Raw genomic sequence first — 22,567 nt, 5'->3', positions numbered from 1 at the left:
AGCACAACAATAATGAAGTCGCCTCTACGTTTTGCCCTGAACCGCATGGTCGCCCCCAGCCTTTCCCTGCCGGACTTTATCCAGCTGGCGGTGACCCTGAAATGCGACGCCATCGAGATCCGTAACGACCTCAAAGGCATCGAGATTGAAGACGGCACCCCCGCCAGCCGCGTGCGCGAGCTGTGCGCGGTACACGGCATCACCGTGCTGTCGATCAACGCGTTGTACCCGTTTGATGTATGGAATGACGAGCGCCGCGCCCAGGCGATCAAGCTGGCCGCCTATGCCCGCGAATGCGGTGCGCAGGCGTTGGTGATGTGCCCGTTGAACGACCGTGCCGACCCGCGCAACGAAGCCCAGCGTGCAGCCGGTTTGCGCACTGCATTGACCGAACTGGCGCCGATCCTGCGGGAATACGGGATTCTCGGTTTTGTCGAACCTCTGGGGTTCGAAGAATGCTCCCTGCGCCGCAAGCGCGTGGCGGTGGATGCGATCAAGGCCATCGGTGGCCTGGATGTGTTCCGCGTGGTGCATGACACGTTCCACCACCACCTGGCCAGCGAACATGAGTTCTTTCCCGAACTGACCGGGCTGGTGCACATCTCCGGTGTGGAAGATGCCGACGCACCGCTGAATTCGATTCGCGACGGTCACCGTGTGCTGGTGGGCGAGGGCGATATCCTCGGCAATGCCGCGCAGATCGACACTCTGCTCAGCACCGGCTACAGCGGTTACCTGTCGTTCGAACCGTTCGCCGAAAGCGTGCACGGCCTGGCAGATATCAAGCAGGCATTGGGGGCGAGTATCGCCCACCTGCAGAAACGATAAGGGGCACTCCATGACCACAACCCGATTGACCATGGCCCAGGCCCTGGTGAAGTTTCTGGATAACCAGTACATCGAAGTCGACGGTGTGCAGAGCAAGTTTGTCGCCGGTATTTTCACGATTTTCGGTCACGGTAATGTGCTGGGCCTGGGCCAGGCCCTGGAGCAGGACAGCGGCGACCTGGTGGTGCATCAGGGCCGCAACGAGCAAGGCATGGCCCACGCGGCGATTGGTTTTGCCAAGCAGCACCTGCGCCGCAAGATCTACGCGTGCAGCTCTTCGGTAGGGCCGGGCGCGGCGAATATGTTGACCGCTGCGGCGACCGCGACGGCCAACCGGATTCCGCTGCTGCTGTTGCCCGGTGATGTCTACGCCAGTCGCCAGCCCGATCCGGTACTGCAACAGATCGAGCAGTTCCACGACTTGAGCATCAGCACCAACGACGCGTTTCGTGCGGTCAGCAAATACTGGGACCGCATCAACCGCCCGGAACAGCTGATGACGGCGGCGATTCACGCTATGCGCGTGCTCACCGACCCGGCGGAAACCGGCGCCGTGACCCTGGCGTTGCCGCAGGACGTGCAGGGTGAAGCCTGGGATTACCCGGATTACTTCCTGCAAAAACGCGTGCACCGTATCGACCGTCGCCCGGCGACCGAAGCGATGCTGGGGGATGCCGTGGCGGCGTTCAAGGGCAAGCGCAAGCCGCTGATCGTGTGTGGCGGCGGGGTCAAATACTCCGGCGCGAATGCCGCGCTGCAAGCCTTTGCCGAGCGCTTCGACATTCCTTTCGCGGAAACCCAGGCGGGCAAGAGTGCGGTGGTTTCAAGCCATCCGCTGAACCTCGGCGGCCTCGGTGAAACCGGCTGCCTGGCGGCGAACCTGCTGGCACCGGAGGCCGACCTGATCATTGGTATCGGCACGCGCTATACCGATTTCACCACCTCGTCGAAGTCACTGTTCAAGCATCCCGAGGTGCAGTTTCTCAACCTCAATATCAGCCCGCGCGACGCACTGAAACTCGATGGCGTGCAGTTGTTGGCGGATGCCAAGGTCGGCCTGGAAGCTCTGGCTGAAGCCTTGGGCGACTACCGTTCCAACTGGGGCGATCAACCACGGGATGCCAAGGCGCAATTGGACGTCGAGGTCGATCGCATCTACCAGGCCGAATACCAGACTGAAAACTTCGTCCCGGAAATCAATGACCACATGGACCCGGCGGTGCTGCGTGAATTTATCGAGCTGACCGGTTCCTGCCTGACCCAAAGCCGCGTACTCGGTGTGCTCAACGACACCCTGGCCGACGACGCAATCATCGTCGCCGCCGCCGGTAGCTTGCCCGGTGACTTGCAGCGCAGCTGGCGCAGCAAGGGCGTCAACACTTACCACGTCGAATATGGCTATTCGTGCATGGGTTACGAGGTCAACGCCGCGTTAGGCGTCAAGCTGGCCGAGCCGGAGCGCGAGGTGTACGCACTGGTGGGCGACGGCTCCTACATGATGCTGCACTCGGAGCTGGCCACCTCGATCCAGGAGCGGCGCAAGATCAACGTGGTGCTGCTGGACAACATGACCTTTGGCTGCATCAACAATTTGCAGATGGAACACGGCATGGACAGCTTCGGCACCGAGTTTCGCTTCCGCAATCCCGAGACCGGCAAGCTCGACGGTGGTTTTGTACCGGTGGACTTTGCCATGAGCGCGGCGGCCTATGGCTGCAAGACCTACAAGGTCAACACCGTGGAGCAGCTGCAGGCGGCGCTGGCCGATGCGCGCACGCAAACGGTGTCGACGCTGATTGATATCAAGGTCCTGCCGAAAACCATGATCCACAAATACCTGTCGTGGTGGCGAGTCGGTGTGGCGCAGGTGTCCACCAGCGAGCGCACCGACGCGGTGGCCAAACAACTCAATGAACGCCTGGCAAAGGCCCGGCAGTACTAATAACAAGAGGAGTGTTTTCATGTCTTTGAAGTTGGGTGTTATCGGTACTGGCGCCATTGGCCAGGATCACATTCGTCGTTGCAGCCAGACCTTGCTCAACAGCCAGGTGGTGGCCGTCACCGACATCAACCTTGAGCAGGCTGCCAAGGTCGTCTCCGACCTGAAGCTCACCGCCGAGGTGTATCCGGACGGCCACGCACTGATCAACTCGCCGCAAGTCGAGGCGGTGCTGGTGACCTCCTGGGGCCCGAGCCACGAAGAATTTGTTTTGGCGGCGATTGCCGCCGGCAAACCGGTGTTCTGCGAGAAGCCGCTGGCGGTGACTGCCGAAGGCTGCCGCAAGATCGTCGAGGCCGAAGTGGCCCACGGCAAGCGCCTGGTGCAGGTGGGTTTCATGCGCCCGTACGACCAGGGCTATCGCGCCTTGAAAGCCGTGATCGACAGCGGCCAGATCGGCGAGCCGTTGATGCTGCACTGCGCTCACCGCAACCCGACGGTGGGTGAGAACTACAAGACCGACATGGCGATCACCGACACCTTGATCCATGAGCTGGATGTGTTGCGCTGGTTGCTGGCCGATGACTATGTGTCGGTGCAAGTGGTGTTCCCGCGTAAATCGAGCAAGGCATTGGCCCATCTGCGTGACCCGCAGATCGTGCTGCTGGAAACCGCCAAGGGCACGCGCATCGATGTGGAAGTGTTTGTGAACTGCCAGTACGGCTACGACATTCAGTGCGAAGTGGTGGGGGAGACCGGTATTGCGAAATTGCCGGAGCCGTCCCAGGTGCAGATGCGCAGCGGGGCCAAGCTGTCCAACGCGATCCTGATGGATTGGAAAGACCGGTTTATCGCGGCGTATGACGTTGAGTTGCAGGCGTTTATCGATGGCGTAACGGCAGGGCAAGTGGGTGGGCCGTCGGCGTGGGATGGTTTTGCGGCGGCGGTGGCGGCGGATGCGTGCATTGAGGCGCAGAACAGTGGGCAGATTGTGAAGGTGGGGCTGCCAGAGCGTCCGCATTTCTACGGCTAACCACAACCCTCACTGATGGAACGCAGTCAGTGTGGGAGCGGGCTTGCTCGCGAATGCGGTGGGTCAGTCAATGCAAATGTCGACTGAAAAACCGCCTTCGCGAGCAAGCCCGCTCCCACATTTGACCGAGTTCCTACCTCAAATTCGGGAGATCTCAAGCATGCGCATCGCCCTAGACCCCTACATGTACCGCCATCTGCCTCTCGGCCAAATGGTCGACAAGGCCGCCGAGCTCGGCTACCAGCACATCGAACTCTCACCCCGGGAAGACTTCCTGCCGTTCTACAAGGCCGCCCGGGTCGACCGGGCGCGCATCAAGGAGTTTCGCAAGGCCTTGAGCGATGCCGGCGTGCAACTCTCATCCCTGCTGCCCATGTACCACTGGGCCGCCGCCGACGAAGGCCTGCGGGTTGCCGCCGTACGCAACTGGAAACGCGCGATCCAGATCGCCGTGGAAATGGACTGCGAGCTGGTCAATACCGAATTCACCGGCCAGTCCGACAACCCGCTGGTGTGCGAAAACCAGTTCATGCGCTCCATGGACGAGCTGATGCCGGAGTTCGAACGCGAAGGCGTCAAGCTGGATATCCAGGCCCATCCGTATGACTTCTGCGAGCGTAACAACGAGTCGGTGGACATCATTCGCGGCCTCGATCGCGACTGGATCAACTACCTCTACGCCGCGCCGCACACGTTCTTCTATGACGACGGCAAGGGCGATATCGCCTCGATGCTCAAGTACGCAGGCTCCAAACTCAGCCACTTGATCATCGCCGACACCTACAACCACCGCGCTTCGTCCAACCTGCGCTACATCGTCAACCCGCCGGGCGTCACCGCCACCGTGCACCAGCACCTGGACATCGGCCAGGGCGAGGTGAACTGGGAGGCGTTTTTCGGCACCCTGCGGGAAATCAAGTTCGACGGCATCGCCACGGTGTCGGTGTTTGCCTGGGAAGACCGGCCGGATGAATCCAACCGGATGATGCTGGAGCGGGTTACCCGCGAACTCTGCTGTTAGATCGTGGTGGCTTGCTCTGTGGCGAGGGAGCTTGCTCCCGCTGGGGGGCGAAGCGCCCCCAAAAGCTTGCGACTGCTACGCAGTCGAGCGGGAGCAAGCTCCCTCGCCACAATTAACCAAGGAGTATTTTTATGCGAATCGGACTGGTTGGATACGGCAAAGGTGGCCGTGTATTTCATGCACCCCTGATAGCCAGCCTGCCGGGGGCGACCTTTGTCGGCGTGGTGACACGGTCACCCGAACGTCGCCAGCAACTGGCGACGGATCACCCCGGAGTGAAGGCCTTCGACAGTATTGGGCAGATCGTTGAGGCCGGTGTCGACGTGCTGGTGATCTCAACCACCCTCAAGGGTCGCCCGGCCTTGGTGCTGGAGGCCATTGAACACGGTGTGGCCGTGGTCAGCGACAAACCCTTCGCCAGCAATGCCGAACAGGCCCAGGCCTTGATTACCGCCGCCGAGCGTCAGGGCGTGCTGCTTAGCGTCTATCAGAATCGCCGCTGGGATTCGGACTTCCTGACCCTGCGCAAACTGATCGACGCCGGTGCCCTGGGTACCGTCACCCGCTTTGAATCCCGCGTGGAGCGCTACAACCCGGGCTCCGTGGGCAACGCCAGCGGCGGCGGATTCCTGCGGGACCTGGGCAGCCATCTGGTAGACCAGGCCATGCAGCTGTTCGGCCCGGTGGACCGGGTGTTCGCGCAGTTGCACTACACCGCCGATGAGCCCAACGTGGATCACGGCTTCTTTGTATCGCTGACCCACACCAACGGGGTTATTTCGCACCTGTGGGGCAGTGCCCTGCAAAACAGCCAGGCCCCGCGTTTTCGGGTGAACGGCACCGCCGGTTGTTATACCGTCGAAGGGCTGGACGGTCAGGAAGACGCGCTGCTGGCCGGCAAGACCCCGAAAACCGAAGGCGAGCACTGGGGCGCCGAAGAACACCGACGCTGGGGCTGGTTTGAGCAAGGTCCGGATCGTGAGCGGGTGCCGTCGGAAAAGGGCCGCTGGAATCAGTTCTACAGTCAGTTGCAAAGCGCCGTGGAAGGTCAGGGCGAGTTGCCGGTGAACGTCCTGGATGCCTTGGCAACCACCCGTGTACTGGACGCGGCGCGCCTGAGCGCCGAGCGTCAGCAGGTGGTGGAAATGGCGGCTGTGGAGTCGCACAGATGAAAAATAGAATAAAATTCTAAAACAGGTTGATATGGAAATTATTTTCCAATAAAGTCATTCCAGGTTGCATAAAGTACGTTCGGACTCGATTCGAGCGACTCGACAAAAACAAGATCAAAACAACCAGGTACCGTCAGATGAAAATCTTCAACGCTGTACTGCGAGTTTTACGTCCTGCCCTCAAGCCTCGCGGTCTGCCCCGCGCCCGGCCGTTTTACTTCTCCCTCCTGAATGTCCTGTGCGTCGAAAGCAAGGGTTCCCTGGTGTGCTGCATTCCCGGGGCGCCGATCGTTCGACTGCCGACCGCTTCGCTCTGAAAAACGCAACGTCCACAAAACCAACAAGAAATTGGAGACAGACCGTTCATGAAGACCCCGATCCGTTTTACCGCGCTGGCCCTTTCCATGATGCTCGCCAGTGGTTTCGCCACGGCGGCCGATATCAAGGTGGGCGTGAGCATGTCGGCGTTCGATGACACCTTCCTGACTTACCTGCGCGAGGACATGGACAAGCAAGCCAAGTCCTACCCCAAGGGTGACGGCGTGCAGCTGCAGTTCGAAGACGCCCGCGCCGACGTGGTCAAGCAACTGAGCCAGGTCGAGAACTTTATCAGCCAGAAAGTCGACGCCATCATCGTCAACCCGGTCGACACGGCGTCTACCGCCAATATCAGTAAAGCGGCCCTCGCAGCGGGCATTCCGCTGGTGTACGTCAACCGTCGTCCCGACCAGACGGATCTGCCCAAAGGCATCGTGGCCGTGACCTCCAATGACGTCGAGGCGGGTCGCCTGCAAATGCAGTACATCGCCGAAAAGCTCGGCGGCAAGGGCAAGATCGTGATCCTGTTGGGTGACCTGGCGAACAACTCCACCACCAACCGCACCAAGGGTGTTAAGGAAGTTCTGGCCAAATACCCGGACATCAAGATCGAGCAGGAACAGACCGGCATCTGGCTGCGTGACAAGGGCATGACCCTGGTCAACGACTGGCTGACCCAGGGCCGCGAATTCAACGCAGTACTGGCCAACAACGATGAGATGGCGATTGGTGCGTCCATGGCGTTGAAATCGGCGGGGACCAAGCCGGGCACCGTGTTGATCGCGGGGGTGGATGGCACGCCGGACGGCCTGAACGCGATTACCAAGGGTGACATGGCCGCCTCGGCGTTCCAGGATGCCAACGGCCAGGCCGTGGGCTCGGTGGAAGCGGCACGCAAGATGGCCAGGCACGAGCCGGTCGAGCAGAACGTGGTGATCCCGTTCAAGCTGATCACCCCGGACAACGTCAAAGACTTCAAGTAGCCCTTAATAACAACAATAAACCGGCAGGGCAGCCACGGCGGCCCTGCTGACGGAGTACCCGATATGTTTGCTCAAGCGACTGCTTCCCAGCCTCCCGGTATCCAGCCCCTGGTACTGGAAGAACCCTATCTGCTGGAGATCTCCAACATCAGCAAAGGCTTTCCCGGCGTCGTGGCCTTGGCCGATGTGCAACTGCGGGTGCGCCCCGGTTCGGTGCTGGCGCTGATGGGAGAGAACGGCGCGGGCAAGTCGACGCTGATGAAGATCATCGCCGGCATCTATCAGCCCGACGCTGGTGAAATCCGCCTGCGGGGCAAGCCGATTGTGTTTGAGACACCGCTGGCGGCGCAGAAAGCCGGCATCGCGATGATCCACCAGGAACTCAACCTGATGCCGCACATGAGCATCGCCGAGAACATCTGGATCGGCCGCGAACAGCTCAACGGCCTGCACATGGTCAACCACCGGGAAATGCACCGCTGCACCGCCGAACTGCTGGCGCGGCTGCGGATCAACCTCGACCCGGAAGAACACGTCGGCAACCTGAGCATCGCCGAGCGGCAGATGGTCGAGATTGCCAAGGCCGTGTCCTATGACTCAGACATCCTGATCATGGATGAGCCCACCTCGGCGATTACCGACAAGGAAGTGGCCCACCTGTTTTCGATCATTGCCGACCTTAAGTCCCAGGGCAAAGGCATCATCTACATCACCCATAAAATGAACGAAGTGTTCGCCATCGCCGATGAGGTGGCGGTGTTCCGCGATGGTGCGTACATCGGCCTGCAACGGGCCGACAGCATGGACAGCGACAGCCTGATCTCGATGATGGTGGGGCGTGAGCTGAGCCAGCTGTTCCCGGTGCGCGACAAACCCATCGGTGATCTGCTGCTGTCGGTGCGCGACCTGCGCCTGGACGGAGTATTCCAGGGCGTGTCGTTTGACCTGCACGCCGGGGAGATTCTCGGCATCGCCGGTTTGATGGGCTCCGGTCGTACCAATGTGGCCGAAACCATTTTTGGCATCACTCCAAGCTCCGGTGGCGAGATCCAGCTGGACGGCAAGACCGTGCGCATCACCGACCCACACATGGCCATTGAGAAGGGCTTCGCGCTGCTGACCGAAGACCGCAAGCTCAGTGGTCTGTTCCCGTGCCTGTCGGTCCTGGAAAACATGGAGATGGCCGTGCTGCCGCTTTACTCCGGCAACGGCTTCATCCAGCAAAAAGCCCTGCGGGCCCTGTGTGAAGACATGTGCACCAAGCTGCGGGTGAAAACCCCGTCGCTGGAGCAGTGCATCGACACCTTGTCCGGTGGCAACCAGCAAAAAGCCCTGTTGGCCCGCTGGCTGATGACCAACCCGCGACTGCTGATCCTCGACGAACCCACCCGCGGTATCGACGTGGGGGCCAAGGCCGAGATCTACCGGCTGATTTCCTACCTGGCCAGCGAAGGCATGGCCGTGATCATGATTTCCTCGGAGCTGCCGGAGGTGTTGGGCATGAGCGACCGGGTGATGGTGATGCACGAAGGCGAACTGATGGGCACCCTGGACCGCGCCGACGCGACCCAGGAAAAAGTCATGCAACTGGCTTCCGGTATGACGGCGGTCCACTAACGAACAGACGGCGCCGGCCCGTTGCGGCCGGCGCAATGCGATAAAAAAAGGTGAGTGGTTATGAACGCGATACTGGAAAGCAAACCCGAGGAAAAGAAGCCCGCCGCGGCGCCGGTCAAGCACCGTCGACGCATGCCCACCGAGCTGAGCATCCTGCTGGTGCTGATTGGCATCGGCCTGGTGTTTGAGTTGTTCGGCTGGATCGTGCGCGACCAGAGCTTCCTGATGAACTCCCAGCGCCTGGTTTTGATGATCCTGCAAGTGTCGATCATCGGCCTGCTGGCAATTGGCGTGACCCAGGTAATCATCACCACCGGGATTGACTTGTCCTCGGGCTCGGTACTGGCCCTGTCGGCGATGATCGCCGCCAGTCTGGCGCAGACTTCCGACTTTTCCCGTGCGGTGTTTCCGTCATTGACTGACCTGCCGGTGTGGATACCGGTGGCGATGGGGCTGGGTGTGGGGCTGCTGGCGGGGGCAATCAACGGCAGCATTATTGCGGTCACCGGGATTCCACCGTTTATTGCGACCCTCGGCATGATGGTCTCGGCCCGTGGCCTGGCGCGTTACTACACCGAAGGCCAGCCGGTGAGCATGCTCTCGGATTCCTACACGGCGATCGGCCACGGCGCGATGCCGGTGGTGATCTTCCTGGTGGTGGCGGTGATCTTCCATATTGCCCTGCGCTACACCAAATACGGCAAATACACCTACGCCATCGGCGGCAACATGCAGGCGGCGCGCACCTCGGGGATCAACGTCAAGCGCCACCTGATCATCGTCTACAGCATCGCCGGCTTGCTGGCCGGCCTGGCCGGTGTAGTGGCCTCGGCACGGGCTGCCACCGGGCAGGCGGGCATGGGCATGTCCTATGAGCTGGACGCGATTGCCGCAGCGGTGATCGGCGGCACCAGCCTGGCAGGCGGAGTAGGGCGCATCACCGGAACCGTGATCGGCGCGCTGATCCTCGGGGTGATGGCCAGCGGGTTTACCTTCGTCGGCGTGGATGCGTACATCCAGGACATCATCAAGGGCCTGATCATCGTGGTGGCGGTGGTGATCGACCAGTATCGCAACAAGCGCAAACTCAAGCGCTAACACGGTCCTGAAACTTACACAGATCAAATGTGGGAGCTGGCTTGCCTGCGATAGCATCAACTCGGTCAATCTTCCAGACCGAGTCGCCTGCATCGCGGGCAAGCCCGGCTCCCACATAGGCGTTTTGCCACCAACGGTTAACCGTTTGTCTTCTATATAGCTCCACAACACTGAATTTCTTGCTATAAACGCACTCCGATGACCGTTCGCCGAGCCCGTCCTGGTGCCTTTGCGGGTTATCTTGGAAAAAATGCCTGTCATTTCAGTTGCTGAGCCCTCAAGTCGGCCTTAGACTGCCGCCCCTCGTAAATTGAGTGCCGGGTGGCGCTTGAAATGGACGGCGCCTTTCCGAGACCTGCTGAGGTCGGCCGGAACGCTCCCTTATTCGCCTTAATGCACGTATTTTTTATAGAGAAATCAATGACAAAGGAAAAGTTGCTGGCCATGCCGGCGGATGACTACATGAATGCCGAGCAGCACGCTTTTTTCGAGCAGTTGTTGCAAGACATGAAAGTGGAACACCACGAGCGCATCGAGCAGAACCGCATCGCCATCGAAAGCCTGGACACCCCGGCTGACCCGGCTGACGCCGCTTCTGTCGAAGAAGAGCGCACCTGGCTGGTGAATGCCATCGACCGCGACCAGCGCATGCTGCCGCAACTTGAGCAGGCCCTGGGCCGTATCAAGGAAGACTCCTTCGGCTGGTGCGATGACAGCGGCGAGCCTATCGGCCTCAAGCGCCTGCTGATCAGCCCTACCACCAAGTACTGCATCGAAGCCCAAGAGCGCCACGAGCAAATCGACAAGCACCAGCGCCAAGCCTGATGCCGCCCGTGTAGGAGCGAGCTTGCTCGCGAAGGTCGTTAACGATAACGCGGGAAACCTGATACCCAACGGTGCTCTCAGGTTCTTCGCGAGCACGTTCGCTCCTGCATAGATTTCGCCCGTGTTACCCCCGTTTATTGATCTGCTGCAAGCCCCCCACTAAAGGCCCATGGATAATGGCTACATAGTGGCGTCTAATGCAGTCACAATAACGACGAGCAGCGGGGTAACGAACATGGCTGGAGACGGATCTCTCATGGGCGCAGCAGTGTCACCACCAGTGGTGGCGCGTCAGTTGCCCGGCTGGTTGACGCCGCTCCTGCAAAGTACCGCCTTGGTGCTGTTGCTGCTGGGCCTGGCGTTCGCCCAACTCTCGATTTACCTGTGCCTGCCGGTCGCCCTGCTGCTGATCTGGCTGCCTCGCCTGACACATCGCACCCCCAGCGTTACCGCGTCCGAAGCCACCGATGCTATCGGCGAGCTGACCCGCGACCTGTCCTACACCACCAGTCATAACGCATTGTCTGCTGCCGGCGTGGCCTATTCGGTCAAGCAACTGGCGGCCAGGCTGCAATCACAATTAGGCGCGGCGCAGCAGATCGTCAGCAGTGCCGAAGTGATGATCGGCACCGAGAAAGTCACTTCGGAACTGAGCCGCCAAGCCCTCGGCGCTGCCAGCCAGGCCCATCAACGCAGTACCGAAGGTCGTGAAGTGCTGGCGCAATCCATCACCCGCATGCACCAGCTCAGCCAGCGCGCCAGCGACAGTCGCCAATTGATTGAGGCGTTAAGCCAGCGCAGCGAAGAAATCCAGCGCGTCACCCTGGTGATTCAGTCGATCGCCAGCCAGACCAACCTGTTGGCCTTGAACGCGGCGATCGAAGCGGCTCGGGCCGGTGAGCATGGTCGTGGGTTTGCGGTCGTCGCCGACGAAGTGCGTGGCCTGGCCGGACGAACCGCCACGGCTACCGATGAAGTCGGGGTGATGGTGGCGGATATCCAGCAAAGGACCGCCCAGGTGGTGGAGCAGATCCGGCAATTGTCAGCGGATTTGCAATCCGGTGTAGAGCAGGTAGAGCACGCCGGGGAGCAACTGGAGAGCATCGCCACCCTTGCAGCGAATGTGGAAGGGCAGGTCAACGTAATCGCCCAAGGCACAGACACCAATCGCGCCCAACTCGACAGCCTGTTCCATGCAGTGGAGCAGATGCGCAGCGATTTGACCGTCAGTGATCAGCAGACCCAACAGCTGGCTGCCGCCGCCGTGCAAATGGAAGGGCAGGCTGAAACCATCAGCGAGCGCCTGGCCGAGGTCGGCCTGGACGACTATCACCAGCGCATCTATGACCTGGCCCGCGAAGGGGCGAGCCGGATCGCCGCGCAGTTTGAAGCCGACGTACTGCAAAACCGCATCAGCCTCGATGACCTGTTCGACCGCAGCTACACCCCCATTCCCAACACCCGGCCGAGCAAATACCACACGCGTTTTGATGGCTATACCGATCAGGTGCTGCCAGCGATCCAGGAAGCCTTATTACCTCGGCACGAGGGACTGGTGTTCGCGATTGCCTGCACGCCACAGGGTTACGTGCCGACCCACAACAAGGTGTTTTCCCAGACGTTGACCGGTGATGCCCAGGTAGACGCGGTACAAAACCGCACCAAGCGCAAGTTTGAAGACCGTACCGGAATCCGCTGCGGCAGCCACCAGCAGGCGGTGTTGTTGCAGACCTACACTCGCGATACCGGTGAATTGATGCACGACCTGTCGGTGCCGATCACGGTCAATGGCCGACATTGGGGTGGCTTGCGCCTGGGCTACAAACCCGAGGGGCGCTGATTCAGCGGGGGATTGTTGCAGGTTATGCAAGGGAGCTATTCCGGGGATAGCTTTTTCCAACTGGAGGAAAACCGTAGCATGGCGAACATTGTTAGCCAGCTAACTAATTCTCTGGAGGCGTTCCATGCAAACCAAAGTCGATGTCGCCGTGATGATTGGCAGTGGCGTACCACCCACCCTGCGCGCGCTGGGGCAAAAGGCCTGTTGGGTGGTGTTGCTTAACGGCGAGCAGCGCGGCACGGCGTTTGCCAGCCGCGATGAAGCCGAAGAGTGCAGGGCTGCCTGGGAGGCGTTGTTGCACCTGGAGCAGTCAGACAGCCTGCATTGAAAGGTTAGCGTGGCTGGTGCAGGCGCTGGTTCAGCTCATCGACCGCAATCGCCCAAACGGCGTCTTCACGCAGTTCATCCTTAAGGAATTGGGCTTGTTGCGGTGACCAGAAATCCGCGTCAATCAGCTTTACATCGTTGGGCAGGGTGTGTTCGCCGATAAAGGCGTCAATCGCCTCGGGGGACGATTCCAGTCCAAGTTGTTCAAACAAGGCTTCGAGGGTGTAAGTCGGCGCTTCCATATCGTTCTCCATGCAGGCTGATCATCGTATGCATGGGAGGTTTGAGGCGGGGCAGAGTTCGATCGGATTTTTGCGCCGGGTAATCAGGAAGTCAGCGCGCCTGAATCGACGGCGGCCTTAAGGGCTTTGGCAGCATCCTTGGCAGCCGTGTTGGCGGCGTCTACGGTTTTGAACCAGCGGTCCTTTTCTACCTGGTGGGTCGTCACGGTGGTCAGGGGAGCCTTGGCCCGCATCACAATCACGGCTTGGAACTCACCGTCTACTTCTCTGGCTTCGCCATGGATGAAAAATTCGCCAATATCAAATTCCGTCACGTATAGCCTTCCCTTGGAGGTAATTGCGCTGATGAAACCTGAACCGCAAGGGGACAAATCTCAATGGACGGACCAGTATGGCAGTTGTTACGCGCTGGCGGCGCAGTAAAGTCAACCAGATGACGAAACGCCAACCCAGGTATTCAACCTTGGGTGGCGCAGAGGATCGCTTCCAGTTGCCTGGCCAGTTCGCACGCCTCGCTATGGCCACTGCGAAAGCCCTTGATGCGTCCGCTGGGCACTTCAAGGATATGAAAGAAGTTTCTTCCGGCAGGCAACACACGGTAGAGCGCCGAATGCAGGCCACCGTCGTGGGTGTATAGGGAGTAGAATTGGCGGTCATCCATAAAAGATGAACCCGTGTTCGAGGGTGTGGCAATCGGTTGAGGTCGTTGCATAATCAGCTCCTGTCGATCGAACTTGCGGACCCGTTTGCAGTATTTCGGGTGGTTTTAACCCGTGGTGCTGTTTTAGTATTGTCGTCAGCATCTGGCGTTCGGTTCCATCCGAAGCATTAATTTCTGTGTTTGATGTCGGAAACTGCATTTTTTAAAGGGTTATTATCTGAAGTGGGTCGGCCAGTGTTCTCTGGTCGTTAAACCTGTGATCTCCTGCAACGCCTGGCGACCTGCGTAAGGTGCGTCGGGCACGTCTGTACTAGTCTTGCGGCTTGGCAGAGTGATCTTCTTCAGTTTTTATCAATGAATTTGTTGTGTGATCGTGCCGTTTCGGCCGTTTTTTTGTGCTGCCCGCTTGGGCGGACAGCACCCTTTTGATGTGGGGGCGTTTCCTTGGCAGTCAGTAATCTGGATATGCACGCGTTATTCGTGCTGGGTGATTTGCGCGCAAAGTTGGTCAAGCAGTTTCAATCCCGTTTCGTCTACGTCACTGAACAGACACCTGAAGGTATCTACATCGCCGAGATCGACACCGAAGCGGCGCTGGTGGTGGACGATAAGCCGCGCCTGGAGCTCAAGGTCGGTGATCATTTCCGGGCGGCTGTATTGCCCAGTCGCGAAGGCGGCAAGTTCGAGCTGAAGTTTCGCGATATCAAGTTGACGGTGTATGGCTTGGGCGATTACGCCTTTGTGTCCACGACTGTCGGCCAGGGCATTGTGTTCAAGGAAGGCCACAGTGTGATGTTGGTGTTTGCTGCCAATGAGCAATTGGTAGAAGGCTTGACCAAAACCCTGAAGGCCGTCACCGGCAAGGCCGCCAAATGGCGCAAGGGTGAGCTCGTGACCTTCAAGGCCAGCGAGTAATGAGCCAGGGTAGGGCGCAGTTCCACGAGCAGTACCTGCTCGATGCCCAAGCCAGGGCGGCGAAATTGTTTGCCCGCAAATCCGAGTTGCAGGGCGCCTGGTTAAACTGGGTCGCCGGCCAGTTGTATGAACTCAAGCCCGCCGAATTCGCCAGCATGGTGCGCCGCGAGTTGCAGCGGTTGACCAATCCGCCGTAAAAGCATGCGACATGCCATGTTCGCCGGAACCTCTACTACAGTTGAGTTGACTTAAGTATTCAGAGGCTTCGCGGTGTTACAGCAAAGCCGTTCGCTATTGCTGTAGGCATGAGGTGCAAAGCATGAAAGGAATTCGAGCGCTGTTGGCGGCCTCGCTGACGACCCTGAGTTTGTCGGCGGCGTCGCTGCCCGTATCGGCCGCCCAGGCGCCGATTCATTTTGCAGACCTGAACTGGGAAAGCGGCAGCCTGATCACCGAGGTGCTGCGGGTGATTGTCGAAAAGGGCTATGACCTGCCCACCGACACCTTGCCCGGCACCACCATTACCCTGGAAACGGCCCTGGCGAAAAACGACATCCAGGTGATCGGCGAAGAATGGGCCGGCCGTAGCCCGGTGTGGGTCAAGGCCGAGGCCGAAGGCAAAGTGGTGGGGCTCGGGGATATCGTCAAGGGCGCCACCGAAGGCTGGTGGGTGCCGGAGTACGTGGTCAAGGGCGACCCCGCCAAGGGCATCAAGCCCCTGGCGCCGGAACTGCGCAGCGTGAAGGACCTGGCGCGCTACAAGGACGTGTTCAAGGACCCCGAAGCGCCGGCCAAGGGCCGTTTCCTCAACAGCCCGATTGGCTGGACCTCGGAAGTGGTCAACAAGCAAAAGCTCAAGGCCTATGGGCTTGATGATAGCTACGTGAATTTCCGCAGTGGTTCGGGTGCCGCGCTGGACGCCGAGATTGCCTCGTCGATCCGCCGGGGCAAACCGGTGCTGTTCTATTACTGGTCACCTACTCCGCTGATGGGGCGCTACAAGCTGATCCAGCTGGAAGAGCCGCCATTTGATGCCGAGGCGTGGAAGACACTGACGGATGCGGACAATCCCGATCCGAAACCCACCCGTTCGCTGGCTTCCAAGCTGAGCATTGGTGTGTCTACACCGTTCCAGAAAGAGCATCCGCAGATTGCCGAGTTCTTTACCAAGGTCGACTTTCCGATCGAACCGTTGAACAAGGCGCTGGCCGAGATGAGCGAGAAGCACAGCCAGCCGCGTGAAGTTGCCCAGGCGTTCCTCAAGGATCATCCGGAGATCTGGAAGGCGTGGCTGACTGAGGATGTGGCGCAGAAGGTCGAGACCAGCCTGAAATAGCACCGATATAACAGCCCGATTGAGATCAAAAATGTGGGAGCGGGCTTGCTCGCGAAAGCGGTTTTGCAGGCAACATTTGTATTGACTGACTCGCCGCTTTCGCGAGCAAGCCCGCTCCCACACTGACCTCATTTTTACCTTGAAACTTGCAGGGACTTAGAACTTGGTCTGCACCGCCAGCTCGAACGTCCTCGGCGACCCGAGGTAATACGCCGGCGACACATGGGCAAACTCGGCATACACCTCATTCGTCAGGTTACGCACCCGGCCCGTCACGGAGGTGTGTTGATCGACCTTGTAAGTCAAAAACGTCCCGAACAAGGTATACGCCGGCACCGTCAGGGTGTTGGCGTTATCGGCATACACCGACGCCACATACCGTGCATCCACACCCCCTTGCCAATCCTCCGCAAAATCATAGGTCAGCCACAAATTGCCCACCTGCTTGGGCACATTGGTCGGCGTATTGCCCTTGCGCGACACCACCGCACCGCTGGCGGTTTTCTCGTTGAAGTCCTCATACTCGGCATCGACCCAGGCATAGTTGCCCTCCACCAATAGCTTGGGCGTGACCCGCAACGAACTGGCCAGCTCGATCCCCTTGGACGACTGCGCACCCACCGGAATGCTGTTGGTCGGGTCCTGCGGGTCGGTCACGGCGAAGTCCTTGCGCTCGATCTTGTAGGCGGCGACGGTGGCCGAGCCGCGACCGTCCAGGTAGTCGAACTTGCTGCCCACTTCCCACTGCTTGCCGGTGGACACGTCGAACACCTGGGTGGTGCTGCTCGGCTGTTCGGCGGCGGTGCTGTATTGCACGTAGACATTGGCTTGTGGAATGAACTGATACGTCAGGCCGATGCGTCCGGTCACCGGCTCCCAACTGCGCTTGACGTGCCGGGGATTGCTGGCGGTGATGGCGCGGTGGTTGGTGACCTCAAGGTCAATCGCGTCATAGCGCAGGCCGGTGAGCAGCGACAATTTATCGGTCAGCCCCAAGCGGTTTTCCACGAACAGCGCCTTGGTGGTGACGGCGTTGGTCTTGTCCGGATCGAAGCCGGGTTTGGTGCCGGGAAGGTCATAGAAATGCCCCGGATCGTAATTGTTCGGATCCACTGTGTTTTTGGCGGATACGTTCAACGGGTTGCTGGTGGTGCTGTTGACCTTGTACTCAAAGCCGCCCGACCAGGTGGTGCTCAAGCCGAAGAACGTGTCGTCATGGCGCAGCTCGAACTGGTTGCCGTTCTGCTCACCCTGATGCCGCACCTGATAGGCCGTCGAGCGATTCACCGCGCTGTTATCGGCGTTGTACTGGTAGGTTTCCAGGTTGCGATAGTCGCGCTGGCTGTCGAGGTGATAGAGCGTGTTTTTCAGGGTGGTGCTGTCGTTGATCCGGTAGTCGATGATCGAGCGCACCCAGATTGTGCGTTGCTCATAACGACCGTCGGCGACGTTGTAGTTGTTGAAGCGGTTGTGCTTGTCGATCTTCAACTCGCCCGACTTCGGGTTGAGCACCGGCGTGCCCCAGTAGGGGCTGTCTTCGTGTTCGTCCTGGTATTCCAGGGCCAGGGTGTGGGACAGGTTCGGGGTGAAATCACTCAGCAGGGAAAACGCCACGCTCCAGGCATCGCGCTGTTGGCGATTGATATAGGTGTGGTTGGTGTTGCGGCTCACGTCCAGGCGCGCGTAGTGCTGGACCTCAGCGCCCGGCTCGGTCAGCGCGTGGTTCAGACCGAAGGCCATCCCGGCGGTATCGTAGCTGCCATACGTCAGTTGCCCTTCGGCAGCCTGTTCCTCACGGGTGGCCAGCTTGGTCACATAGTTCAGCGAACCACCGACGGAACCGGCGCCGTTGATCAGCGAGGAGGGGCCGCCGACCAATTCGACCCGATCATAAATCCACGCATCCACCGGGCGAGCCAGGCCGCCGGACACCGCGACGCCATTGAACATCTGGGTAATCTGGCTGCTGGTAAAACCCCGATAAGAGATAAAACCGCCAAACCCCGGCGGCGCGCTGGCGTTGACCCCGGGCAGGGTATTGGCCGCGTCCTGAAACGTCTTGGCGCCTCGGCGCTCGATGTCGTTGCGATTGGCAATGGCGATGGACGCCGGAGTTTCCCGCACGCTCAGCCCCAGGCGCGAAGCCATGCCGCTGGACTGATCCAGGGCCAGGCCGGCATCGCCGGTTTGCTCGCCATCAATGGTGGTCGGTGCCAGCTCAATCGCCCAGGTGCTGACAGGCAGGCAGCCGAACAGGCCCGCCAAAAGGGGTAAATGTTTCATGGTTGAATCCTGAAAAACATGGCTTGAAAACAACCCACAGCCGTCCGCACTCCGAAGGAGGCAGCCGCATGGGCAAATCAAAAAAGCGCAGGTATCAGGCGAAGGCGGGTGGGGCGCGCGGATTAGCCGCAGGCCAGGTGAAGCGGGCAGGAATGTCAGCGCTGGCAACGATGGCTGGCGGCGGCGCATGGGGTTGCGGCAGCACCGCCACATTGAGGCTGGAGTTGAGCGCCGGGCCCATGCCGCCGGTGGAGCACAGCGGGCAACCGAAGGCTTTCGAGAGCGTGGGCAGGGATTCATCGGTGGACTTGTAAGGCGCCGGCGCCTGGGTGCGCGGGTCCACCGTACAGAACTGGCCGCCGATACCGTTGAGCTGCATCCCGACCATTTGCCCATGACCAATGCTGCAGGCGAACACATTGAACAGGACGCAGCAATAGAGCATCCAGGCAATGAGCGAGCGGTCGGTACGGGCGAGTTTCATGGGGCGGCACTTTACCATCAGCCGCCGACGAATTGCCTGCAAAAAATCTCAAGAGGTCTATCCTCTTTCGGACTTTTCCAAGGATATCCAGCCATGAGCTTTTTAGTCGCGCGATGGATTGTCGGGGTTTTTGGCTGTATCAGCCTGGTGCATTTGTACTGGGCCGCCGGTGGCAAATTGGGCGTTACCGCCGCCATTCCGCAGCTGCCGGGTGAATTCGCCAGCGGGCCACGCCCGGCGTTCAAGCCGTCGGCGCTGGGTACGTTGCTGGTGGGCGTGGGGTTGGTGGCGATTGCGGTGTTGGTGTGTTTGCGGGCCGGGCTGTATTTCGAGCCGGTGTCCAACCACGCGTTGCAATGGGGGATCAGTGCGGTGGCACTGGTGATGTTTGCCCGGGCGATTGGGGATTCGGAGCTGGTGGGGTTTTTCAAGAAGGTCGGCGGGTCGCGGTTTGCGCGGCTTGATACGTTTTTTTACTCGCCGTTGTGTTTGGTGTTGGGGGCGGGGTTGTTGGTGGTGGCGTGGAGTTGAGGGCGAGTGTTTACCGCGAAAGAGTGAGTTTTGCGCTGGGTAAACTCGAATGCTCGCCTGGTGACAGCTGGTCAGGGGGCGAGCAGGGTCAAGGATTCAGGAAGTATAGGTTGGACATTGAATCAGTGATTTTTTGTGCTTTTCCTTGTGCTACATAATTATTGAATTCAAGTTTGAGTGTGTTCTGGTTAGTGTACTTTTTGTACCGGTGTGGTACTTCGCATGCGTATATATAAAGCCGCCACGGGTCGAAGCCGTCCACCCTTTCGTTTGGGCCGTAGTCGAAATCGATACATACTCCGGAAAAATCGACTCTGCAGCCAATTCCGTGTAGTTCGTAGGAGATGTTGTCAGTGATCCTCCCGCGTTGCGGGATTTCTTTGCTGCGCCATAGCCGGAGGATGTTTTTTGTTCCGAATGTTTGTTCAAGTAAATTAGTCGCCTTGTTTACTTGAGTTTGGTACTCACGAATTAGGTTATCTAGATTTTGACTTTTCATGTTGTTAACTTTGTGATAGGGCGCTGCGTGTTTATATAAGTGTTTTGTTGTTTTGTATTTGATCAATGGTGTGACACAGCTCTCGTTTCGATTGCTAGCCAGATCGTTACTAATAGCACGCTGAGTCAGGGGCATTTGTATAGACCGATGGGCCGCAAAGCGATGAATATTTGGTTTTAAGTTCGATCAAAGATTTAGATGATTGAGCACGAACCAAAAAATAGCTTTCATGTTTTTCGATGGTAAGCTTCATTTTTTGAGTGTTGGGTATATTTTTTATTAGTACGTCGCTAAGGCCACCGCAGCTCAACCCTAATCTGCAAGTGTTGAATCCTGCTGTAACCCATTTAATAGGTGGGTTGTCAGGGATTTCAGAGATGTCAAATGCTATGTGGATGTGTGAATGATCGTTATTGATGTCTACTGAGAATAAAGTGATTTCTCCGATGGGTATGGGGGTTGTGAACACCTTGTTGAACAAAATGCTTCCGTCAAAGTCGTTCCAGAATTTCATTTTTTTTCCTTAAATAAATAGTGTTCTTTCGCTCCGAGAATTTTGCCGTTTCGTGGTTTTCGATTCGGAAAAAATGGACTGATCTATTTGAAGTTTGGAAATTTTCGTAGGTATATCTGATCACATCTATCGCGTTATCCATTACCCCCCTATGGGAAGCTGCCGACTTCAAGCCTCGTCGTACGGCAGGTCGGCGTAATCTATGTGACCTTCAAATGCTAGGCAGGCGATCCAATGTAGCTGTTCAGGAAAAATGTAGGTGTGCTGAGGGAACTCTGCAAAGATATCAAGTGCTCTCCTTAGGTCGGCTATCGCTATTGAGTAAGCATATTCAATAGCTGAATCGCCTAGGAAAATCACCCTCTGAACCCCAAGACTATTCAGCTTTTCTGAGATTTCACTGAATGCTAAGGATTTATCTATATGGCTCAGGTCGGTTGCGTTCTGCAGGATCTTCCAGTTGATTTGACTTCCAGAAAAGGTGATTTTTTGTTGTATTTTATTTATAAGGTTTTCCTCATCTTTTTTAGGAAGTCGCTCGTAATGAATGTTGTCTGTTTTTAGGGATTTTTCAAGTTCGGTATCGAAGTGGTTCATGTTTATTTGATTGCCTTGTTGGTTTTAAAATGTGATGAGTTCTTGGGGAGTATGGTGTGGATTTTTTGATGCAAAAATATATGTGCGCGCCAGTGTTGTTGTAGTTGTAGCGGATTCAGGTGTTCGTTTATGATTTGGTGTGTATGTACCTGTAGACATCTTGTTGGGTGATTTCTCGGATTTCATTTTTTTTGATTGCGCTTACTAAGTTTTCTTGAGCATCAATCATGCTTATAAATTGAGCGGCGGCATGTGTTTCTGAATCAAAAAACCTGCAAAGTATCGTATGTGTTTGATTTTTAAGGAAGGTGCTTGTGCTTTCGGTAGTGGCTCTTTTCTCGAAAATAGTCATGTCGATCCAAAGCTGTTCTATTGCAGCACCGGATTTTTGCATCACTAAAATAGTTTCGCTTGAGCCTTCCAGAGCGGAATTTATTATTTTTTTTGGATTGGTTGGAAGGTTTTTTATTATAGAGTATATGTTTGTGTTTATGTTTTTTTCGAATACGTCTCCATTTTTTATTTGGTCAGATAATCTCTTTTTTAGTAGGTACTCCTCTGTCTTTGAGAAGAACTCGCCCCATCCTATCGACCGCCATTCTCGTTTGATCGGCCACTCTTCAAGTAAATATTCAGCTACATTGCACCAGGAGCTCCAGACTCCATGGAAGTCATGATCGATTAACGTTAATGTGGAAAATCGAGCATCATCTATCTGCTCTATTTCATTCCAAGGTTTTACTCCAACTTCATTTATGTATGCTGTTTTCATGGTTTTTCCTTGAAATACGTATGTGAGTCATCGCCTATCTTCAAAGGTACTTTTATTTCGTCAACTGTGTTTTTTGTGTTGAAGTGTGGGCCGTGATTGCCCTCTACATGACCTAGCGAGTGCTCATAAATTTTGGTCATATGGCCTTCTTTAAGGCTAAAAACATATGTCCTGCCCGATATGTATTTATCTTGATCACGGATCTTATCTCTTTCAACCGCTATAGGCTGCGTGCTTCGTGGAATACCACCAATCTCTTTAGCTCTTCTCAGCGCTGCATTTCTTGAGAGCTTACTATCGAAGCCTTTAGGCGGCTCTACGTCGCCCTCGTTTACCTTGGCTTTGCTCGCTGGGTCTTCAGCACGATGTGTCGGCTTACATCCATCTCCTCCCGGACAGGTACTCAACCCCAACGGATCCACCCACCCCGTCGGGTTGGGCACGTATTGGTAGCCGTTCAGCCCACCCGCCAGTTTCACCGGATCGGGCGTCAGATAGCGGCCAATGTCCGGATTGTAGTAGCGATGGCGGTTGTAGTGCAGCCCGCTTTCCGGGTCGAAGTATTGGCCCTGGAAGCGCAGTGGGTTGGTAACGGTGTTGACGTCCAGCTTTGCGATTTGGCCGTAGGCGCGGTAGTGGGCGGACCAGACGATTTCGCCGTCGGGCGCGGTGAGTTCCTGCGGGGTACCGAGGTGGTCGAGTTGGTAGTGGAAGGGTTTTACGTCTTCCGGG

The 22,567-nt window shown here is 57.7% G+C and carries 25 protein-coding genes; 15 read left to right on the top strand and 10 right to left on the bottom strand.

The features are described 5' to 3' along the window. Nucleotides 1–12 precede the first annotated feature (12 nt). The 11 genes from AU074_RS20265 to AU074_RS20210 all read left to right on the top strand — a co-directional run bounded on the left by AU074_RS20265 (nucleotide 13) and on the right by AU074_RS20210 (nucleotide 13,002). On the top strand, nucleotides 13–828 hold the full coding sequence (locus AU074_RS20265; RefSeq protein WP_076016229.1) for a TIM barrel protein: 816 nt from the start codon (nucleotides 13–15) through the stop codon (nucleotides 826–828). Nucleotides 829–838: 10 nt separating this feature from the next. Continuing rightward, complete coding sequence (gene iolD / locus AU074_RS20260) at nucleotides 839–2,770, top strand: 3D-(3,5/4)-trihydroxycyclohexane-1,2-dione acylhydrolase (decyclizing) (RefSeq protein WP_076016228.1); 1,932 nt, start codon at nucleotides 839–841, stop codon at nucleotides 2,768–2,770. Between the two features lie 19 nt (nucleotides 2,771–2,789). Continuing rightward, nucleotides 2,790–3,800 carry a Gfo/Idh/MocA family protein gene (locus AU074_RS20255; protein ID WP_076016227.1) on the top strand — a complete coding sequence of 337 codons (1,011 nt, stop codon included), beginning with the start codon at nucleotides 2,790–2,792 and terminating at the stop codon, nucleotides 3,798–3,800. 160 nt (nucleotides 3,801–3,960) lie between these two features. Continuing rightward, a complete protein-coding gene (locus AU074_RS20250) occupies nucleotides 3,961–4,821 on the top strand; it encodes a sugar phosphate isomerase/epimerase family protein (protein WP_063029368.1) in 861 nt (286 codons plus the stop codon). Nucleotides 4,822–4,952: 131 nt separating this feature from the next. Continuing rightward, a complete protein-coding gene (locus AU074_RS20245) occupies nucleotides 4,953–5,993 on the top strand; it encodes a Gfo/Idh/MocA family oxidoreductase (protein ID WP_076016226.1) in 1,041 nt (346 codons plus the stop codon). 365 nt (nucleotides 5,994–6,358) lie between these two features. Then, nucleotides 6,359–7,294, top strand: coding sequence for a sugar ABC transporter substrate-binding protein (locus tag AU074_RS20235; RefSeq protein ID WP_010173158.1), 936 nt, complete (start codon nucleotides 6,359–6,361; stop codon nucleotides 7,292–7,294). Nucleotides 7,295–7,357: 63 nt separating this feature from the next. Further along, nucleotides 7,358–8,911 carry a sugar ABC transporter ATP-binding protein gene (locus tag AU074_RS20230; RefSeq protein WP_076016224.1) on the top strand — a complete coding sequence of 518 codons (1,554 nt, stop codon included), beginning with the start codon at nucleotides 7,358–7,360 and terminating at the stop codon, nucleotides 8,909–8,911. A gap of 60 nt (nucleotides 8,912–8,971) precedes the next feature. Further along, entirely contained in the window at nucleotides 8,972–10,009 is a 1,038-nt protein-coding gene (locus tag AU074_RS20225; RefSeq protein ID WP_003214704.1) for an ABC transporter permease, read from the top strand. Between the two features lie 420 nt (nucleotides 10,010–10,429). After that, nucleotides 10,430–10,834, top strand: coding sequence for a TraR/DksA C4-type zinc finger protein (locus AU074_RS20220; RefSeq protein WP_010173153.1), 405 nt, complete (start codon nucleotides 10,430–10,432; stop codon nucleotides 10,832–10,834). A gap of 169 nt (nucleotides 10,835–11,003) precedes the next feature. Beyond that, entirely contained in the window at nucleotides 11,004–12,674 is a 1,671-nt protein-coding gene (locus tag AU074_RS20215; RefSeq protein ID WP_371916635.1) for a methyl-accepting chemotaxis protein, read from the top strand. A gap of 124 nt (nucleotides 12,675–12,798) precedes the next feature. Continuing rightward, nucleotides 12,799–13,002, top strand: coding sequence for a hypothetical protein (locus AU074_RS20210; RefSeq protein ID WP_003214710.1), 204 nt, complete (start codon nucleotides 12,799–12,801; stop codon nucleotides 13,000–13,002). 4 nt (nucleotides 13,003–13,006) lie between these two features. Here the strand turns inward: AU074_RS20210 and AU074_RS20205 are convergent, their stop codons facing one another. The 3 genes from AU074_RS20205 to AU074_RS20195 all read right to left on the bottom strand — a co-directional run bounded on the left by AU074_RS20205 (nucleotide 13,007) and on the right by AU074_RS20195 (nucleotide 13,904). Continuing rightward, nucleotides 13,007–13,243, bottom strand: coding sequence for a DUF2789 domain-containing protein (locus AU074_RS20205; RefSeq protein ID WP_076016222.1), 237 nt, complete (start codon nucleotides 13,241–13,243; stop codon nucleotides 13,007–13,009). Between the two features lie 83 nt (nucleotides 13,244–13,326). After that, the gene (locus AU074_RS20200) at nucleotides 13,327–13,557 is read right to left on the bottom strand and encodes a hypothetical protein (protein ID WP_076016221.1); all 231 of its coding nucleotides are present in this window, start codon (nucleotides 13,555–13,557) and stop codon (nucleotides 13,327–13,329) included. Nucleotides 13,558–13,700: 143 nt separating this feature from the next. Beyond that, nucleotides 13,701–13,904 (bottom strand): hypothetical protein, encoded by a 204-nt coding sequence (locus tag AU074_RS20195; RefSeq protein WP_083676703.1) that lies wholly within the window; start codon nucleotides 13,902–13,904, stop codon nucleotides 13,701–13,703. Between the two features lie 465 nt (nucleotides 13,905–14,369). On the opposite strand from AU074_RS20195, the gene AU074_RS20190 reads away from it, so the two are divergent. The 3 genes from AU074_RS20190 to AU074_RS20180 all read left to right on the top strand — a co-directional run bounded on the left by AU074_RS20190 (nucleotide 14,370) and on the right by AU074_RS20180 (nucleotide 16,155). Beyond that, nucleotides 14,370–14,819: a hypothetical protein gene (locus AU074_RS20190; RefSeq protein WP_173860397.1), complete on the top strand. Its 450-nt coding sequence runs from the start codon at nucleotides 14,370–14,372 to the stop codon at nucleotides 14,817–14,819. Further along, nucleotides 14,819–15,016, top strand: coding sequence for a hypothetical protein (locus AU074_RS20185; RefSeq protein ID WP_076016218.1), 198 nt, complete (start codon nucleotides 14,819–14,821; stop codon nucleotides 15,014–15,016). Before AU074_RS20190 ends, AU074_RS20185 begins: the two co-directional genes overlap by 1 nt. A 122-nt stretch (nucleotides 15,017–15,138) precedes the next feature. Continuing rightward, nucleotides 15,139–16,155, top strand: coding sequence for an ABC transporter substrate-binding protein (locus tag AU074_RS20180; RefSeq protein WP_076016217.1), 1,017 nt, complete (start codon nucleotides 15,139–15,141; stop codon nucleotides 16,153–16,155). A 156-nt stretch (nucleotides 16,156–16,311) separates the two neighbouring features. Here the strand turns inward: AU074_RS20180 and AU074_RS20175 are convergent, their stop codons facing one another. Both AU074_RS20175 and AU074_RS20170 read right to left on the bottom strand, forming a co-directional pair. After that, the gene (locus tag AU074_RS20175) at nucleotides 16,312–18,438 is read right to left on the bottom strand and encodes a TonB-dependent siderophore receptor (protein ID WP_076016216.1); all 2,127 of its coding nucleotides are present in this window, start codon (nucleotides 18,436–18,438) and stop codon (nucleotides 16,312–16,314) included. 94 nt (nucleotides 18,439–18,532) lie between these two features. Continuing rightward, nucleotides 18,533–18,922, bottom strand: coding sequence for a DUF2946 domain-containing protein (locus AU074_RS20170; RefSeq protein ID WP_003214719.1), 390 nt, complete (start codon nucleotides 18,920–18,922; stop codon nucleotides 18,533–18,535). 93 nt (nucleotides 18,923–19,015) lie between these two features. Between AU074_RS20170 and AU074_RS20165 the strand changes: the two genes are divergently transcribed. After that, nucleotides 19,016–19,453: a DUF3995 domain-containing protein gene (locus AU074_RS20165; protein ID WP_076016215.1), complete on the top strand. Its 438-nt coding sequence runs from the start codon at nucleotides 19,016–19,018 to the stop codon at nucleotides 19,451–19,453. Nucleotides 19,454–19,541: 88 nt separating this feature from the next. On the opposite strand, the gene AU074_RS34910 is transcribed toward AU074_RS20165, so the two are convergent. From AU074_RS34910 to AU074_RS33540, 5 genes are all read right to left on the bottom strand, one after another. Further along, nucleotides 19,542–19,952 (bottom strand): hypothetical protein, encoded by a 411-nt coding sequence (locus AU074_RS34910; RefSeq protein WP_076016214.1) that lies wholly within the window; start codon nucleotides 19,950–19,952, stop codon nucleotides 19,542–19,544. Between the two features lie 109 nt (nucleotides 19,953–20,061). Further along, the gene (locus AU074_RS20155) at nucleotides 20,062–20,466 is read right to left on the bottom strand and encodes an Imm50 family immunity protein (protein ID WP_076016213.1); all 405 of its coding nucleotides are present in this window, start codon (nucleotides 20,464–20,466) and stop codon (nucleotides 20,062–20,064) included. A 168-nt stretch (nucleotides 20,467–20,634) separates the two neighbouring features. Next, on the bottom strand, nucleotides 20,635–21,063 hold the full coding sequence (locus tag AU074_RS20150; RefSeq protein ID WP_076016212.1) for a hypothetical protein: 429 nt from the start codon (nucleotides 21,061–21,063) through the stop codon (nucleotides 20,635–20,637). Nucleotides 21,064–21,190: 127 nt separating this feature from the next. Then, a complete protein-coding gene (locus AU074_RS20145) occupies nucleotides 21,191–21,835 on the bottom strand; it encodes a hypothetical protein (RefSeq protein WP_076016211.1) in 645 nt (214 codons plus the stop codon). Continuing rightward, nucleotides 21,832–22,567, bottom strand: a 736-nt coding sequence (locus AU074_RS33540; protein WP_143503621.1) for an RHS repeat domain-containing protein, incomplete at its 5' end; no start/stop codon positions are given. The genes AU074_RS33540 and AU074_RS20145, both read right to left, overlap by 4 nt.

Source organism: Pseudomonas sp. ATCC PTA-122608, from assembly GCF_001952855.1.
Lineage (GTDB): Bacteria > Pseudomonadota > Gammaproteobacteria > Pseudomonadales > Pseudomonadaceae > Aquipseudomonas.
The sequence above is the reverse complement of the archived record's forward strand: the minus strand, read 5'-3'. Positions and strand labels throughout refer to the sequence as shown.